This is a genomic window from Leisingera sp. S2M4, assembly GCF_055398055.1.
In genome coordinates, this window is the sequence record NZ_AP040861.1 from 1,257,947 (window position 1) to 1,275,000 (window position 17,054).

The 17,054-nt window shown below is 61.4% G+C and carries 13 protein-coding genes, 1 tRNA gene and 2 rRNA genes; 10 read left to right on the top strand and 6 right to left on the bottom strand.

What is annotated here, in order from left to right; translation table 11 throughout:
- Positions 1 to 129: 129 nt before the first annotated feature.
- The 4 genes from rplS to ACZ52D_RS06250 all read left to right on the top strand — a co-directional run bounded on the left by rplS (position 130) and on the right by ACZ52D_RS06250 (position 3,871).
- Positions 130 to 504: a 50S ribosomal protein L19 gene (rplS, locus tag ACZ52D_RS06235; protein ID WP_222456213.1), complete on the top strand. Its 375-nt coding sequence runs from the start codon at positions 130 to 132 to the stop codon at positions 502 to 504.
- Between the two features lie 11 nt (positions 505 to 515).
- Positions 516 to 737: a 50S ribosomal protein L31 gene (gene rpmE / locus ACZ52D_RS06240; RefSeq protein WP_222456214.1), complete on the top strand. Its 222-nt coding sequence runs from the start codon at positions 516 to 518 to the stop codon at positions 735 to 737.
- A 114-nt stretch (positions 738 to 851) separates the two neighbouring features.
- Positions 852 to 2,951, top strand: coding sequence for a DEAD/DEAH box helicase (locus tag ACZ52D_RS06245; RefSeq protein ID WP_464442865.1), 2,100 nt, complete (start codon positions 852 to 854; stop codon positions 2,949 to 2,951).
- Positions 2,952 to 3,061: 110 nt separating this feature from the next.
- Positions 3,062 to 3,871 (top strand): division plane positioning ATPase MipZ, encoded by an 810-nt coding sequence (locus ACZ52D_RS06250; RefSeq protein ID WP_464442866.1) that lies wholly within the window; start codon positions 3,062 to 3,064, stop codon positions 3,869 to 3,871.
- Positions 3,872 to 3,930: 59 nt separating this feature from the next.
- Here ACZ52D_RS06250 and ACZ52D_RS06255 read toward each other — a convergent pair whose 3' ends face one another.
- Both ACZ52D_RS06255 and ACZ52D_RS06260 read right to left on the bottom strand, forming a co-directional pair.
- Entirely contained in the window at positions 3,931 to 5,163 is a 1,233-nt protein-coding gene (locus tag ACZ52D_RS06255) for an adenylate/guanylate cyclase domain-containing protein (RefSeq protein ID WP_222456217.1), read from the bottom strand.
- A gap of 51 nt (positions 5,164 to 5,214) precedes the next feature.
- Entirely contained in the window at positions 5,215 to 5,655 is a 441-nt protein-coding gene (locus ACZ52D_RS06260; RefSeq protein WP_222456218.1) for a MarR family winged helix-turn-helix transcriptional regulator, read from the bottom strand.
- 72 nt (positions 5,656 to 5,727) lie between these two features.
- On the opposite strand from ACZ52D_RS06260, the gene hmgA reads away from it, so the two are divergent.
- The 6 genes from hmgA (at position 5,728) to maiA (ending at position 12,054) form a co-directional block, all read left to right on the top strand.
- Positions 5,728 to 7,083, top strand: a complete 1,356-nt coding sequence (gene hmgA, locus ACZ52D_RS06265) for a homogentisate 1,2-dioxygenase (protein WP_464442867.1) — start codon at positions 5,728 to 5,730, stop codon at positions 7,081 to 7,083.
- A gap of 108 nt (positions 7,084 to 7,191) precedes the next feature.
- Positions 7,192 to 8,448 carry a fumarylacetoacetase gene (gene fahA / locus ACZ52D_RS06270; RefSeq protein ID WP_464442868.1) on the top strand — a complete coding sequence of 419 codons (1,257 nt, stop codon included), beginning with the start codon at positions 7,192 to 7,194 and terminating at the stop codon, positions 8,446 to 8,448.
- An 11-nt stretch (positions 8,449 to 8,459) separates the two neighbouring features.
- On the top strand, positions 8,460 to 9,410 hold the full coding sequence (locus tag ACZ52D_RS06275; protein WP_222456220.1) for an MBL fold metallo-hydrolase: 951 nt from the start codon (positions 8,460 to 8,462) through the stop codon (positions 9,408 to 9,410).
- Between the two features lie 148 nt (positions 9,411 to 9,558).
- Positions 9,559 to 11,169, top strand: a complete 1,611-nt coding sequence (locus tag ACZ52D_RS06280; RefSeq protein WP_464442869.1) for an FAD-dependent oxidoreductase — start codon at positions 9,559 to 9,561, stop codon at positions 11,167 to 11,169.
- Between the two features lie 5 nt (positions 11,170 to 11,174).
- A complete protein-coding gene (locus ACZ52D_RS06285; protein WP_464442870.1) occupies positions 11,175 to 11,381 on the top strand; it encodes a DUF2783 domain-containing protein in 207 nt (68 codons plus the stop codon).
- 40 nt (positions 11,382 to 11,421) lie between these two features.
- Positions 11,422 to 12,054 (top strand): maleylacetoacetate isomerase, encoded by a 633-nt coding sequence (gene maiA, locus ACZ52D_RS06290; protein WP_464442871.1) that lies wholly within the window; start codon positions 11,422 to 11,424, stop codon positions 12,052 to 12,054.
- A gap of 136 nt (positions 12,055 to 12,190) precedes the next feature.
- Here the strand turns inward: maiA and ACZ52D_RS06295 are convergent, their stop codons facing one another.
- From ACZ52D_RS06295 to ACZ52D_RS06310, 4 genes are all read right to left on the bottom strand, one after another.
- Positions 12,191 to 13,033 carry a fumarylacetoacetate hydrolase family protein gene (locus ACZ52D_RS06295; protein WP_464442872.1) on the bottom strand — a complete coding sequence of 281 codons (843 nt, stop codon included), beginning with the start codon at positions 13,031 to 13,033 and terminating at the stop codon, positions 12,191 to 12,193.
- Positions 13,034 to 13,469: 436 nt separating this feature from the next.
- Positions 13,470 to 13,546, bottom strand: a tRNA-Met gene (locus tag ACZ52D_RS06300).
- 123 nt (positions 13,547 to 13,669) lie between these two features.
- Positions 13,670 to 13,784, bottom strand: a 5S ribosomal RNA gene (gene rrf / locus ACZ52D_RS06305).
- A 215-nt stretch (positions 13,785 to 13,999) separates the two neighbouring features.
- Positions 14,000 to 16,827, bottom strand: a 23S ribosomal RNA gene (locus ACZ52D_RS06310).
- Positions 16,828 to 17,054 lie beyond the last annotated feature (227 nt).

Below are 17,054 nucleotides of genomic sequence, written 5' to 3' on the forward strand. Positions count from 1 at the left end.
CCGCGCCGACACGAAGGAACAGACGACGTGATCTCTGGCGGGCGCCTCGGCGGACCCGGTGAAGACCAGGAGCTCTCATGACGCGAAACCTCTGTGGAGCAAACCACAGGCAGATTTAGGAGAGTTGCGATGGACCTGATCGCACAGCTGGAGGCGGAACAGATCGCCGCCCTGGGGAAAGAGATCCCCGATTTCAAAGCCGGTGACACCATCCGTGTCGGCTACAAGGTGACCGAAGGCTCGCGCACCCGTGTGCAGATGTACGAAGGCGTCTGCATCAGCCGCAAGAACGGCTCGGGCATTGCCGGTTCGTTCACCGTCCGCAAGATTTCGTTTGGCGAAGGCGTGGAGCGTGTGTTCCCGCTGTTCTCGACCAACATCGACTCGATCGAAGTTGTGCGCCGTGGCCGTGTCCGCCGCGCCAAGCTGTACTACCTGCGCTCGCGCCGCGGCAAATCGGCCCGTATCGCAGAAGACGCGAACTACAAGCCCAAGAAAGCCTGAGGAGTGGTATCATGAAAAAAGACACCCATCCCGACTACCACTTCATCGACGTCAAAATGACCGACGGCACCATCATCAAGATGCGCTCCACCTGGGGTGCCGAAGGTGATCAGCTGGCACTGGACATCGACCCGACCGTGCACCCGGCCTGGACCGGTGGCTCCTCGCGTCTGATGGATGCCGGCGGCCGCGTATCCAAGTTCAAGAAGAAATACGAAGGTCTGGGCTTCTAAGCCGCCCGACGTATTTTGTCGAACTCCCGAAGGCTGCCCCGGACGGGCAGCCTTCTTTCTTTTTTCTTCTGACGCTGGGGCCGATGATGCCTCGCGGGAAAGACAGCTCTCCTCGTGAAACACGCCCTGGCAGCCGCCCTGCAAGAACGCGGATATGAAACCCTGACCCAAGTGCAGGAGGCGGTGACCCAGCCGGACGTCGCCGACCGCGATCTCCTGGTGTCAGCGCAAACCGGATCGGGCAAGACGGTGGGCTTCGGCCTCGCCCTCGCCCCCACCCTGCTGGGCGACGCCGAGGAATTCGGTGAAGCCGCCGCCCCTCTGGCGCTGGTGATTGCGCCAACCCGCGAACTGGCAATGCAGGTCAAACACGAACTGGGCTGGCTTTACCGCGGCGCAGGCGCGCGCATTGCCTCCTGTGTTGGTGGCATGGACATGCGCGACGAACGTCGCGCGCTGGAGCGCGGCGCCCATATCGTGGCAGCAACGCCGGGCCGCCTGCGCGACCACATCATGCGCGGCTCCATCGACCTCAGCCAGGTGCGCGGCGTGGTGCTGGACGAAGCCGACGAGATGCTGGACCTGGGCTTCCGCGAGGATCTGGAATTCATCCTGGGCGAAGCCCCGGAAGAGCGCCGCACGCTGCTGTTCTCGGCTACCGTGCCGCCCGCCATTGCCAATCTGGCTGAGACCTTCCAGAAGGACGCGCTGCGGATCAAAACCGCGGGCGAGACCAAGCAGCACAGCGACATCGAATACCGGTTGATGAGCGTGGCGCAAGCCGATGCCGAAAACGCCATCATCAACGTGTTGCGCTACTATGAGGCCCCCAGCTCCATCGTGTTCGCCAACACCCGCGCCGCGGTGAACCGTCTGGCCGCACGGCTGACCAACCGCGGCCTGCCCGTGGTGACCCTGTCGGGCGAGCTGTCCCAGACCGAGCGCAGCCATGCCCTGCAAGCCATGCGCGACGGGCGTGCGCGTGTCTGCGTGGCCACCGACGTCGCCGCCCGCGGCATTGACCTGCCGGGGCTGGAACTGGTGGTCCATGCCGAGCTGCCCTCGAACCACGAAACCCTGCTGCACCGCTCCGGCCGGACCGGCCGCGCGGGGCGCAAGGGCGTCAGCGCGCTGATCGCCCCCCCCAAGGCCCGCAGCAAGGCGCTGCGGCTGCTGAAATGGGCTAAGCTGAACGCCGAACACTGCGAGGCGCCCTCGGCCGACGACATTCTGGCCCGCGACGAAGAGCGCATGCTGGCCGATCCGGTCTGGCAGGAGCCGGTGGCCGAGAACGAACAGGCCGGTGTTCAGACGCTGCTGGACACCTTCACCCCCGAGCAGATCGCGGCGACCTACCTGCGGCTGTTCCGCAGCCGCCATTCGGCGCCGGAAGAGCTGCGCCCGGTCGATGCGCAGGAGCCGCGCAAGGAGCGCAAGGAACGCAAACCTTTCGGCCCCTCGGTCTGGTTCTCTCTGTCCGGCGGCCGCGCCACAGGCGCAGATCCGCGCCGGGTGCTGCCGATGCTGTGCAAGGCGGGCGGTATCGACCGCGACGCCATCGGCGCCATTCGCATCCAGGAAAATGAGACCTTTGCCGAGATCAGCCAGGACGCGGTCGAGGGCTTTCTGAAGGCGCTCGACGGCAAGACCGAGCTGGAGCCCGGCGCGGTGCTGACCCGTCTGGACCAGGCCCCCGACCTGCCGCCGCCACCGCGCCGCGGTCCCGGCGGCCCCAAGGGCGGCTTCAAAGGCGACCGCGCCCCCAAACCGCACCGCGGCAAATCCGACGGCGCAAAGCCATACCACAAGAAGTCGGAAGGCAGCGATGACAGCCGCCCGCCGCGCAAGGACTGGAAGGACAAGCCGCGCCGGGACGACCGGCCGGAACGCTCTGAACGCCCTGATCGCGCCGAACGGCCCGAACGTAGCAAACCGCGTCCGGCGGAACGCCCCCGCAAACCCGCCCCGGCTGTAACTGCCAAACCCAAGGGCGCCTCGGATCCCTCCAAGCGGATGACCCGCCCCGGCAGCCCGGCAGGCAAACCGTCTGGCAAACCGTCTGGCAAACCCGCAGCCAAGCCCTATTCAGCCAAGGGTCCGAAGCCGCCCGTCGGCAAGCCCAACAGCAAGAAGAACAAGGCCCGTGCAGCGGCGGCCAAGGGCGGCGACGCACGCCCCCGGCACACGAGTGGCGGGCCATCCAAACACAGGTGAAACACTAAATTCACCAGCCTGCGCCCGCGGCTTTTCTTGTCCGGTTTCAGAGCCTATACAGGGGCCAATAGGCAAAAACGTGCTCAAAGCACGAACAAAGGGACCGGAAAATGGCGCATATCATTGTCGTCGGCAACGAGAAGGGCGGCGCGGGCAAATCCACCGTCTCCATGCATGTCGCAACCACGCTGGCCCGTCTGGGCCACCGGGTTGCGGCGCTGGACCTTGATCTGCGGCAGCGCTCGATGGGGCGTTACCTGGAAAACCGCAAGGACTTCTGCGCCAAGGCGGGGCTGGATCTGCCGATGGTCGAGATGCACGAGCTGCCGGAAATCGACCCCGCCAGCCTGCAGCCTGGCGAGAACATCTATGATCACCGCTTGTCGGCTGCGGTTTCTGCGCTGGAAAACGGCCACGATTTCATCCTGATCGACTGCCCTGGCTCGCACACACGGCTGAGTCAGGTTGCGCATTCCCTGGCGGATACGCTGATCACCCCTCTGAATGACAGCTTTGTCGATTTCGACCTGCTGGCGCACGTGGACCAGAAGGGCGAAAAGATCACCGGCCCCTCGGTCTACTCCGAGATGGTCTGGAACGCCCGTCAGCTGCGCGCGCAGGCCGGGTTGAAGCCGATCGACTGGATCGTGATCCGCAACCGGGTCGGCACCCAGCGTATGGTCAACAAGGAAAAGATGGAGCGCGCCATCAACATGCTGTCCAAGCGGATCGGCTTCCGCGTCGCCCCCGGCTTCTCCGAGCGGGTGATCTTCCGAGAGCTGTTCCCCCGCGGGCTGACGCTGCTGGACCTCAAGGATATCGGCGTCAAGCAGCTGAACATCTCCAACATCGCGGCGCGTCAGGAACTGCGCGACATGATGAAGGAAGTGAACCTGCCCGGCGTCGAGGTCAGCATCTGACCCCGCGCGCCAAGCGCAAAACCGAATGGCTGCTGCGCCCCGTAAGGGGCGCAACGGCGTCAACTGTTACAGGAACAGTCGCCGCGGTAGATCGTGTAGAGCTCGATTGGTTCTGCCACGCCGCGCAGCATGTACCTCCCCAATGAAACCAGATCGTGGTTGGTGCCCTGCGCCGCCCGTTTCACATCTTCAGACATGATGATGTTCTGCCCGACGGACCGGTGCATCCCGGCGATCCGTGCGGTCTGGTTCACGGTCTGGCCGATCACGGTGAAATCCAGCCGGTTCTTGGCACCGATGTTGCCATAGAGGATGTCGCCGGCGTGCAGCGCCAGGGTGAAGCCGGCCGTCGGCAGCCCTTCGGCCTCGCGCTCGGCATTGAAGCCGCGAATCTTGCCGCAAAGCTCATTGGCCGCGGCCAATGCGGCATGGGCGTCTTCTTCGATGCTGCCGAGGTTGAACATGGTCAACATCCCGTCGCCCATGAACTTCAGAATATTGCCGCCATGGGCCTGGATCGTCTCGACCGCCAGACCGAAATACCCGTTCAGCATGTCGATCAGGTCGGTGCCCGGCAGGCGTTCCGCCAGTTCGGTGAAGCCTTTCAGGTCAAACAGACAAATCACCGCGTCAATCTCCTGCGACGACCCGCGCCGGATCTCGCCAGACAGCACCCGCTGACCGGCATCGCGCCCCAGGTAGACCTGCAGGAGATCCTTGGCGATCTGCCTGTTGGACGAGGATTTCAACGCAAGTCCGAGATGCGGCAGCGTCGTGCGGATCAAATCCAGTTCACGGTTGCTGAAGCCGCCAGCACGGTCAGTCGTCCAGGACACCAGGATGCCCTCACCCGGGCGCCGCGGGTCCACGGGAGCCTCTTCCGGCGGGTGAAAGCGCAGCCCAGCCGCGAAATAATCCGTCGCGCCGACGGCGTGAAACTCCTCGAGCACCGGGAAGTCAAACGGCGGCCCCGCTTCCAGGGACACCCGAAGTTCCTGCTTTTCCTGCTGTAACAGCTGGAAGAACGGGCTGTTGAGCCAGTCGTCACCGGGATTTTCCTGGTATTCGTAATGCTGGCTGGTGATGCTTTCACCACGCAGCCAACGAATGCCGATGCCGCCGAATTCCGGGTGATAGGCCCTCTGGGCCAGCTGGAACCGCATCAACGGCACCCCCGCCTCGGTCAGGCGCTGGCAATACCCATCCAGCAGGTCGTGCTGGCTGGTGCCTTGCAGCCCCTGCTCCATCAACCAGGCGATCAGCGGCCCGGAATTGACATCGATCTGAATCATACATTCACCTTTTGTACCGGCCCCTAATCTGGGTCTTGCCGGGCCAAAAGTCTATGGGGCGATGTCTGCTAATTTGCGCAACATGTTTCGCAAAATTGCAACCTCGCCCGCGCTGAACTGCTGGCACAGCTTCGCGTCATAGGCCACCGCGACCTTGCGCAAATCACGATAGGCCGCCTGCCCCGCCGCAGTCAGCGCGAGATGCTCTGCGCGGCGGTCCTGTTCATCGCGGGTGCGGGTCACGAAACGCTTCTCTGTCAGCTTGGACACGGCGCGGCTGATCTTGGTCTTGTGGATCTTGGCCCGCGTGCCGATGTCCTTGGCCGTCATCTGGCCGTAGTTGCCAAGATGGAACAGCACCCGCCATTCGGTGCGCAGCATTCCGTAACGATCCTTGTAATGGCGCTGAAACCCCAGAGAGCTCTCTTCCGCGGCGCGATTCAGCAGAAAGGGTAGAAAATCCTGCAGGTCGAAATCATCTTTTTCACTCATTGCGGTCTCCCTTCCCTTGTTAGTTACAAAATCAACTAATATCCCGCAAGCAGAGACAGGAGGAACGCGCTAATGACCCGGACCGCAGATTCCCATCAGATGACCCAGGCGCCTTCGCTGGAAGGGCCGAACGCGGGCTACATGCCAGGCTTTGGCAATGACTTTGAAACCGAGGCGCTGCCCGGTGCGCTGCCGCAGGGCATGAACAGCCCGCAGAAATGCAACTACGGCCTTTATGGCGAACAGCTGAGCGGCACCGCCTTTACCGCCGATCCGCCGGAACGCACCTGGACCTACCGGATTCGCCCCTCGGTCAAGCATTCGCACCGCTACGAGAAGATTGACCTGCCCTATTGGAAATCGGCCCCCTGCGTGGATCCGGACGTGGTCTCCCTTGGCCAATACCGCTGGGATCCGGTAGCGCATTCCGATGAGGGTCTGACCTGGCTCACCGGCATGCGGACGATGACGACCGCGGGGGATGTGAACACCCAGATCGGCATGGCGAGCCACATCTACCTGGTGACCGAGTCGATGGTCGACAGCTACTTCTACTCGGCCGATTCCGAATTGCTGGTTGTCCCGCAGGAAGGTCGCCTGCGCTTTGCGACCGAGCTGGGGATCATCGACCTCGCCCCGCAGGAGATCGCAATCATCCCGCGCGGGCTGGTGTACCGGGTCGAGGTGCTCGAAGGCCCCTGCCGCGGCTTCGTCTGCGAGAACTACGGCCAGAAGTTCGAACTGCCAGCTCGCGGCCCGATCGGCGCCAACTGCCTCGCCAATCCGCGCGATTTCAAGGCGCCGGTGGCGGCCTTCGAGGACCGCGAGGTGCCCTCGACCGTGACCATCAAGTGGTGCGGCCAGTTCCACCAGACCCGGATCGGCCACTCGCCGCTGGACGTGGTCGCTTGGCATGGCAACTACGCGCCCTACAAATATGACCTGACCACCTATTGCCCGGTCGGGGCGATTCTGTTCGACCACCCGGATCCGTCGATCTTTACCGTGCTGACGGCACCGTCGGGCGTGCCGGGCACCGCGAACATCGATTTCGTACTGTTCCGCGATCGCTGGATGGTGGCCGAAAACACCTTCCGCCCGCCGTGGTATCACAAGAACATCATGTCGGAGCTGATGGGCAATATCTATGGCCAGTATGATGCCAAACCCCAAGGGTTCGTGCCGGGCGGTATGAGCTTACACAACATGATGCTGCCGCACGGGCCGGACAAGAACGCCTTCGAGGGCGCGTCGAGCTCCAATCTCGGCCCCGAGAAGCTGGAAAACACCATGTCCTTCATGTTCGAGACCCGCTTCCCGCAGCATCTCACGGCATTTGCAGCCAAGGAAGCGCCGTTGCAGGATGATTACATCGACTGCTGGAGCGACATCGAGAAGAAATTCGACGGCACGCCCGGCCTGAAATGATCTTGGTGCGGGGGGCGCTGCCCCCTCTGGACCCCGAGGGGTCCATTCACCCCCGGAGTATTTCCGGAAAGATGAAGAGGATCCGCGGATCCGGAAACTGGAGACACCATGCCTTTGCTGAAATCCTGGGTGGCCTCGGCCAATGATGCGGCCCACCCGTTCCCGCTGAACAACCTGCCCTATGGCGTCTTTTCCATCGACGGCGATGATCCGCGCTGCGGCGTGGCGATCGGCGACCTGATCCTCGACATGCAGTCCGCCGAAGAGGCCGGGCTGGTGCAGCTGGTCGACACGCCGCTGTTCGATGTGCCCTATTGGAATGACCTGATGGAGCAAGGCCCGGCGGTCTGGGCGGCGCTGCGCGAGCGGTTGACCGCCTTGCTGGCCGAAGGGTCGCCGGAGAAGGACAAGGTCAAACCGCATCTGGTGGCGCAAGCCGACGCCGAGCTGCACATGCCCTTCGCAGTGAGCGAATACACCGATTTCTATGCGGGCAAGAACCATGCCTTCAACGTCGGCACCATGTTCCGTGGCCCGGAGAATGCGCTGCCGCCGAACTGGCTGCACATCCCGATCGGTTATAACGGGCGGGCCTCTTCGGTCGTTGTCTCGGGCACCGACATACGCCGCCCCTGGGGCCAGCTGAAAGGGCCGAATGACGACAAGCCGCGGTGGGCGCCCTGTGCGCGCTTCGACATCGAGCTGGAGATGGGCGCAATTGTCGGCACCCCCACGGATGGCCCGATCACCGTGCAGGAGGCAGACGATCACATCTTCGGCTACGTGCTGCTGAACGACTGGTCGGCGCGCGACATCCAGGCCTGGGAATACCAGCCGCTGGGGCCGTTCCAGGCCAAGGCAACCGCGACCTCGATCTCCCCCTGGATTGTCACCAAACCGGCGCTGGAGCCGTTCCGCTGCGACACGCCCGAGCGCGAGGTCGAACTGCTGGACCATCTGAAGGACTGCGGGCCGATGCTTTATGACATCGATCTCGAAGTCACCATGGCACCGGAAGGCAAGGACGCGACCACCATCGCCCGGACCAACTACCGGGAAATGTACTACTCCGCCGCGCAACAGCTGGCGCATCACACCACCTCGGGCTGCCCGATGAACGCCGGCGATCTTCTTGGTTCCGGTACGATCTCCGGTGCCACCAAGGAAAGCCGCGGCTCCCTGCTGGAACTCAGCTGGGGCGGCAAGGAGCCCCTCACGCTGGACAGCGGCGAGGAACGCTCCTTCATCGAGGACGGCGATACGCTCACGCTGAAGGGCGCGGCCAGGGGCGATGGCTATACGATCGGGTTCGGAGATTGCACGGGAACCGTCCTGCCCGCGCTTGAAGACCCCTTCGCAAGATAAGGAAGACCGAAATGGCAAAAGCTTTTGCGTCCCAAGGGGACCTGACCGAAAAGAAGATCACCTTTGATGAGATCGGCGACGGGCTTTATGCCTTCACCGCCGAAGGTGATCCGAACTCCGGAGTCATCATCGGGGACGACTCCGTGATGATCGTCGAGGCGCAGGCCACCCCGCGGCTGGCCAACAAGGTCATCGAGTGCGTGCGCTCCGTCACCGACAAACCGATCACCCACGTGGTGCTGACCCACTATCACGCCGTGCGCGTGCTCGGCGCCTCGGCCTTTGGCGCGCAGAACATCATCATGTCGGACAAGGCGCGCGCCATGGTGGTAGAACGCGGGCAGGAGGACTGGGACAGCGAATTCCAGCGTTTCCCGCGGCTGTTCGAAGGCCATGAAAGCATCCCCGGCCTGACCTGGCCCACCACCACCTTCTCCGATGGCATGACTGTCTACCTCGGCAACCGCCGGGTCGACATCAAGCATCTGGGCCGCGCCCATACCGCCGGTGATGCGGTGATCCATGTGCCGGACCAGAACGTGATGTTCACCGGCGACATCGTGGAATACCACTCGGCCTGCTATTGCGGTGACGGGCATTTCAGCGACTGGGGCCGGACGCTCGACAACATCAAGGCCTATGAGCTGGACGCCATCGCACCGGGTCGGGGCGATGCACTGGTCGGTCAGGAGATGGTCAACGCCGCCATCGAGAACACCCGCGACTTCGTCGAAAGCACCTACCGCCCGGCGGCCAAAGTTGCCGCCCGCAATGGCACCCTGAAAGAGGCCTGGGACGCGGTGCGTGCCGAATGCGATCCCAAGTTCGCCGACTACGCGATCTATGAACACTGCCTGCCCTTCAACGTCGCCCGCGCCTTTGACGAGGCTCGCGGCATCGACACGCCCCGCATCTGGACCGCGCAGCGCGATCTGGAAATGTGGGAGGCTCTGCAAGGCTAGGCGCGCAGACATCACGGCCGGGGCGCAGTGACCAAGATCCTGCCGCCCCGGGCACAGGCATGAGAGGTTGGAGCATCCTTCCGGCAGCCGCCTGCCGGAACGCGGGGATGCTGTGTCTAAAGGCGGCCTCGACCCGGGAGGAAAGCGGATGAACAAGATCTTTGAGGAGCCCATGTACCCCTATTCGCGCCACGCGGATCAGGGCGCGGCCCGCCCCGTCCGCCACAAGGTTGTGGTGATCGGGGCCGGCCCCGTGGGGCTGGCGGCCGCCGTGGACTTGGCGCAGCAGGGCGTCGCCGTGGTGGTGCTGGACGACAACGACAGGGTCAGCACCGGCTCGCGCGCGATCTGCTTTGCCAAGCGCCCGCTGGAGATCCTCGACCGGCTGGGCTGCGGCCAGCCGATGGTCGACAAGGGCGTGCAGTGGAACGTCGGCAAGGTGTTCTTCGACGAGCGCCAGGTCTATGAGTTCAACCTGCTGCCCGAAGACGGACACAAGCGCCCCGCCTTCATCAACCTGCAGCAATACTATCTGGAAGCGCAGCTGGTGGAGCGGATCCGCGAGCTGCAACGACAGGGCGGCCAAATCGAGATCCGCGGCCGCAACAAGGTGACCGCAATTGACGCGCAGCCAGATCACGTGGCGCTCGAGATCGATACCCCCGATGGGCCTTACGGCCTGGAGGCCGATTGGCTGATTGCCTGCGACGGCGCGAGCTCCCCCACCCGGCGCATGCTGGGACTGGATTTCGTCGGCCGGGTTTTCGAAGACAATTTCCTGATTGCCGACGTGGTGATGGAGGCGGATTTTCCGACCGAGCGCTGGTTCTGGTTCGATCCGCCCTTCAACCGGGGCCAGTCGGCGCTGTTGCACAAGCAGCCGGACGGCGTCTGGCGGATTGACCTGCAGCTGGGCTGGGACATCGACAAGGAACGCGAGAAACGCCCCGAAAACGTCATCCCGCGGCTAAAGGCGATGCTGGGCGAAGAGGTCGAATTCCAGCTGGAGTGGGTATCGATCTACACGTTCCAATGCCGCCGGATGGAGAAGTTCCGCCACGGCAGGGTGATCTTTGCCGGCGATTCCGCGCATCAGGTTTCGCCCTTCGGCGCCCGCGGTGCCAACTCCGGCCTGCAGGACAGCGACAACCTGTGCTGGAAACTGGCGCTGGTGCTAGACGGCAAGGCGCCCGAAAGCCTGCTGGACAGCTACGACGCCGAGCGCATTCAGGGCGCGGACGAGAACATCCTGAATTCCTCGCGGTCGACCGATTTCATCACGCCGAAGTCCGAAATGAGCCGCATCTTGCGCGACGCTGTGCTGGATCTGTCGGAACATCATCCCTTTGCCCGACCACTGGTGAACTCGGGGCGCCTGTCGGTGCCCTGCATCCACGACGGATCCCCGTTGAATTCAGCGGACGCGCTGGACGGCCCCGCCCGCAGCCGCCCCGGCGCCCCCTGCCCCGATGCGCCGCTGGACGACGGTTTTCTGTTGGACCACCTGGGCGGAGAGTTCATCCTGCTGACCATCAACGCCGACGCCCCCGACCTGATCCAGGAAGCGGGTATCAGCGTGCGCAGGTTGGCGCTGTCCACGCAGGCCAATACCCACAGCGCGTTGAAAGAACGCTACCTGGGAGACAACGCCAGCGCCGTATACCTGATCCGGCCCGATCAGCACGTCGCGGCCCGTCGCCCCAGCTATGACGACAACCTCATCCGCCAGGCCATTCGACGCGCCACTGGCAAGGAGTAATCGCGATGGAAGACACAGATCACCTGATTCTCACGCCCAATATCGATGACGCAGATGATTTCTACGCCGATCTCCTGGCGGCGCACGAAGGGCTGAGCAAGGCCGAAAGCGATGCGCTGAACGCACGGTTGGTACTGGTGCTGGCCAATCACATCGGCGACCGCAGCATTCTGAAACAGGCGCTGACGGCCGCGGCACGCCACCCGCAATAGGGTTGCGACCGCAAGCTTGCATCGCAACGGGGAGATACCAATGGGCAAGACAGTTTTGTTTGACTACTGGCGGTCCTCCGCCAGCTACCGAGTGCGGATCGCTCTTAACCTGGCGGGGATCGCGTTTGAGAGCGTACCGATCGATCTGGTGAAGGGCGAACACAGGACCACGGCGCACCTGGAACGCAATCCACAAGGTCTGGTGCCCGTACTGGACATCGACGGGCTGCGTCTCACGCAATCACTCGCCATACTGGACTATCTGGACGAGACCCGCCAACTCGGGCTCTTGCCCGCTGATCCCGGAGACCGTGCCCGAACGCGCGCGCTGGCGCATTCCGTCGCTGTGGACGTCCACCCGGTCTGCAACCTGCAAGTTGCCAAACACGCAACCGGCCTCAGCGGCAGCGCCGAAGACATGCCCAAAGCCTGGATGCAGCACTTCATCCGCCCTGGCCTGCAGGCGTTTGAACGTTTGCTCGCCGGTTTCGAACAAACGCCCTACTGCACGGGCGACACACCGGGCCTCGCCGACATTTGTCTCATGCCGCAACTCTACAACGCCCGGCGCTGGGAGGTCGATTTCGCCGACCTGCCCCGTATTTGCGCCGCCGAAACAGTCTGCGTCCAGCACCCGGCTTTTGCCGCGGCACATCCAGACCAGTGCCGCTAAGGCACAGCGGCCCGATACCTATGCCATAAGACTGCCCGAAGGGCCGAACCGCGCGGCCTTGAGACCGTTCCGCTCACGTCGCCGCAACGTGACTGACAACACGTGGGCCGCGCGACGGGCCGATCTGAACAGCGCCCTAGTCCGCGATCACGTCCTGACGCTGCTGGCCCAGCCCTTTGATACCCAGTTCCACGACATCGCCCGCCTTCAGATAGCGCTGGGGCTTCATGCCCATGCCAACACCCGGCGGGGTCCCGGTTGAGATCACGTCACCGGGGTGCAGGGTCATGAATTGACTCAGGTAGTGAACCAGATAGGCAACTCCGTAGACCATCGTCGACGTGGAGCCATCCTGCATGGTCTCACCATTGACCTTCAGCCACATGGGCAGGTTCTGCGGATCGGCAACCTCGTCCCGTGTCACCAGCCAAGGCCCGATCTGGCCAAAATTGTCGCAGCTTTTGCCCTTGGTCCACTGGCCTTCCCGTTCGATCTGGAAGGCGCGTTCCGAGACATCATTGGCCACCGCGTAGCCAGCGACATGATCCATAGCCTCGGCCTCGCTGACATATTTGGCCGGTTTGCCGATCACCACCGCCAGTTCCACCTCCCAGTCGGTCTTTTGAGAACCTCGGGGGATGATGATGGGATCATTCGCACCGCAGATGGCCGAGGTCGCCTTCATGAAGACCACCGGCTCCGACGGCACCGCAAGCCCGCTTTCGGCCGCGTGGTCAGCGTAATTGAGCCCGATGCAGATGAATTTTCCGGTTCCGGCAATCGGCGGCCCAAGGCGCGGGTTGCCTTCAACCACGGGCAACGCATCGATATCCGCGTCGGCCAACCGTTTCAGACTGTCGGGATAGAGGTGCCTGCCGGACAGGTCGTCGATCAAACCAGAAAGATCCCGGATGCTGCCATCCGTGTGCAGAAGACCCGGTTTCTCGGCGCCGGGCGCCCCAAAGCGAAGCAGTTTCATGTCGTGGCTTTCTTCCTTGTTTCAAACGGTCCGATCTATACCGATACATCAGGCGCGCCCTCAGGGATAGAATGCAGCCGCGTGGTATGTTGACGCCCACCGCGACGAAATCACTATCGCGCAATTCTTTTTCGCTGCATCAAGCGGTCGGCCCCTTGTGGGCGAAAGCGATCAGCTCACGCAGTACAGGCTTGAAAATACTCGTGCATACAGGTTTTGCCCGAGTTTGGGACATGTCCCCGATGCCGTACCGACAGCCCTTAGGACGAGACAGCTGATCTACGGACGCTGATTTCGCGGGTACGGATAGTTCCGGACGCGGATGCGCCGGGCGGCCATCAGCTTGAGCCTATTGGGGAACTGGCCGGGCTCATGGCTTTGGGGAGCGCTGAACCGAAGAAGCCCCCGCTTTTTGCGGAGGCTTTGTCGTGAAGATTGGTTGCGGGAGCAGGATTTGAACCTGCGACCTTCAGGTTATGAGCCTGACGAGCTACCTGGCTGCTCCATCCCGCGACACTTTTTTTGGCCTACCGCGCGGATCGCTACTTGAGGCCGGTTATTATCCGGTGACTTGCCGTATCGGCGCGTTTTCCGGGTAATCTTGTATCGTTGAAGAGAGGTTTTGGATTTTACTAGGTTTGGCGGTGACCTACTCTCCCAGGGCTTGAGCCCAAGTACCATCGGCGCGACAGTGCTTAACTTCCGGGTTCGGGATGGGACCGGGTGTTTCACTTGTGCTGTAGCCACCAAACCGAGGAAAATCCAAATCCGACGGCCTTGCGGAGCAAGGCAGGCGAGCGGCAGGCAGCGTGTTTGCGAAGCAAATGCGCGTTGCCGCTGGGTTGTTATGTCACCGCCGATTGGCGGCAGGCAGAACAACCTGCGTCGGTTACAATCAACGTTGTCCAGGTTTTGTGTTTTGGATGGTTTTCTTTCTGTTTCCTGTAACACTGTCTGTTACTGGATCAAATCAAGCCTATCGGGCGATTAGTACCGGTCAGCTGAACGCATTGCTGCGCTTACACCTCCGGCCTATTGGCGTGGTGGTCTTCCACGGCCCTCAGGGATACCTTGTTTTGAGGGGGGCTTCCCGCTTAGATGCCTTCAGCGGTTATCCTGTCCGATCATAGCTACCCTGCACTGCTGCTGGCGCAACAACAGGTCCACCAGTGGATCGTTCACCCCGGTCCTCTCGTACTAGGGGCAACTCCTCTCAAGTATCCTACACCCACGGCAGATAGGGACCGAACTGTCTCACGACGTTCTAAACCCAGCTCACGTACCTCTTTAAACGGCGAACAGCCGTACCCTTGGGACCTGCTCCAGCCCCAGGATGAGATGAGCCGACATCGAGGTGCCAAACACTGCCGTCGATATGGACTCTTGGGCAGTATCAGCCTGTTATCCCCGGCGTACCTTTTATCCGTTGAGCGATGGCCCTTCCACGCGGGACCACCGGATCACTATGGCCGACTTTCGTCTCTGCTCGACTTGTCAGTCTTGCAGTCAGGCTGGCTTCTGCCATTGCACTCAACGAGCGATTTCCGACCGCTCTGAGCCAACCTTCGCGCGCCTCCGTTACTCTTTAGGAGGCGACCGCCCCAGTCAAACTACCCGCCACGCAGGGTCCCGGATCCGGATAACGGACCGCGGTTAGACATCAAGAGTGCGAAGGGTGGTATCTCAAGGGAGGCTCCACCGGAACTTGCGTTCTGGTTTCGATGCCTACCACCTATCCTGCACATCACAATCCTGATGCCAGTGCGAAGCTGTAGTAAAGGTGCACGGGGTCTTTCCGTCTAACCGCGGGAAGCCTGCATCTTGACAGGCAATTCAATTTCGCTGAGTCGATGTTGGAGACAGCGGGGAAGTCGTTACGCCATTCGTGCAGGTCGGAACTTACCCGACAAGGAATTTCGCTACCTTAGGACCGTTATAGTTACGGCCGCCGTTTACCTGGGCTTCAATTCGGAGCTCTCACCCCTCCTTTTAACCTTCAGGCACCGGGCAGGCGTCAGACCCTATACGTCGTCTTGCGACTTCGCAGAGCCCTGTGTTTTTAATAAACAGTCGCCACCCCCTGGTTTGTGCCCCCGGATCCAAGTTGCCTTGAACCCGGGCCTCCTTCTCGCGAACTTACGGAGGTATTTTGCCGAGTTCCTTCAACATCGTTCTCTCAAGCGCCTTGGTATTCTCTACCAGTCCACCTGTGTCGGTTTAGGGTACGGTCTGATGGAGGGCTATTTCCAGGGACTGCTGAGCAGCCCACTCAATCCGATAAGAGTGAACTACCTTTGCAATCCGTCACATCCTCCTGGCCCAGGAATATTAACCTGGTTCCCATCGCCTACGCCTTTCGGCCTCGGCTTAGGGGCCGGCTTACCCTGCTCAGATTAGCTTTAAGCAGGAACCCTTGGACTTTCGGCGAGAGTGTCTCTCACACTCTTTGTCGCTACTCATGTCATCATTCTCGCTAGTGATCTCTCCACCGGATGGCTCACGCCCCGGCTTCATCGAAAGCCTCTCTCCTCCAATGTTCCCGGAGGAACTAAGGAGGAATGAGACTATGTCACACTACGCTCTGCTACCATGCACTATGTGCATCCTCGGCTTCGGCTCATGGCTTGAGCCCCGTTACATCTTCGCCGCAGGACGTCTTATTTAGACCAGTGAGCTGTTACGCTATCTTTAAAGGATGGCTGCTTCTAAGCCAACCTCCTGGTTGTTTTGGACATCCCACCTGCTTTCCCACTTAGCCATGAATTGGGGGCCTTAGCCGGAGGTCAGGGTTGTTTCCCTCTCCACTACGGGCGTTAGCACCCGCAGTGTGTCTGCCATCTAGTACTCCCGGGTATTCGGAGTTTGGTTAGGATCAGTAAGCCTGTGGGGCCCCATTACCCATCCAGTGCTCTACCCCCCGGGGTATTCGGATGACGCTCTACCTAAATAGATTTCGCAGAGAACCAGCTATCTCCGAGTTTGATTGGCCTTTCACCCCTAGGCACAGCTCATCCCGATCTTTTTCAACAGATGTGGGTTCGGTCCTCCAGTGCGTGTTACCGCACCTTCAACCTGGCCATGCCTAGATCACTCGGTTTCGGGTCTGATCCCACGAACTCATGCGCCCTATTAAGACTCGCTTTCGCTGCGCCTCCGCCTAGCGGCTTAAGCTTGCTCGTGAGACCAAGTCGATGACCCATTATACAAAAGGTACGCTGTCAGCCCTCAAGGGGCCTCCAACTGATTGTAGGCGTTCGGTTTCAGGTACTGTTTCACTCCCCTCGTCGGGGTGCTTTTCACCTTTCCCTCACGGTACTGGTTCGCTATCGGTCAGTAAGGAGTACTTAGCCTTCGGAGGTGGTCCTCCGATCTTCGAACAGGATTTCACGTGTCCCGCCCTACTTGATACGTCCTTCAGAGCTTCGAATACGGGGCTGTCACCCTCTCTGGCCATGTTTCCCAACATGTTCTTCTCACTCATCAGGCTCGGCTGGTCCGCGTTCGCTCGCCACTACTAACGGAGTCTCTATTGATGTCCTTTCCTCCGGGTACTTAGATGTTTCAGTTCCCCGGGTTTGCTCTTAAAGACCTATGTATTCAGTCCTTAAGTACCTGGTTAAGCCCATTATTGATTACCGGAGGTAACAATAACGAACTTTCAGGTGGGTTCCCCCATTCAGAGATCCATGGATCAAAGCCTATTCCCGGCTCCCCATGGCTTATCGCAGGGTATCACGTCTTTCATCGCCTCTTACTGCCAAGGCATCCACCAAACGCCCTTCTCGCGCTTGATTTGATCCAGAAAGAGACAGTGCATCTGCACGTCGCGGCACCGGAAGCTGGTAGGAAACCGGCGCCTCTGTTTCTGAACCAAAAAGCAAACTATCCCGCTCCCGGTCATGTCGGTGACCAGGAACTTGTTGCAAGATCTGTCGATCTTGCGGGTTAGTGTACTTGACTTGGACAACACTGTCGTTTCAGCCGGGCAGACCCTGGGACGTCTGAGGAAACATGACGTATT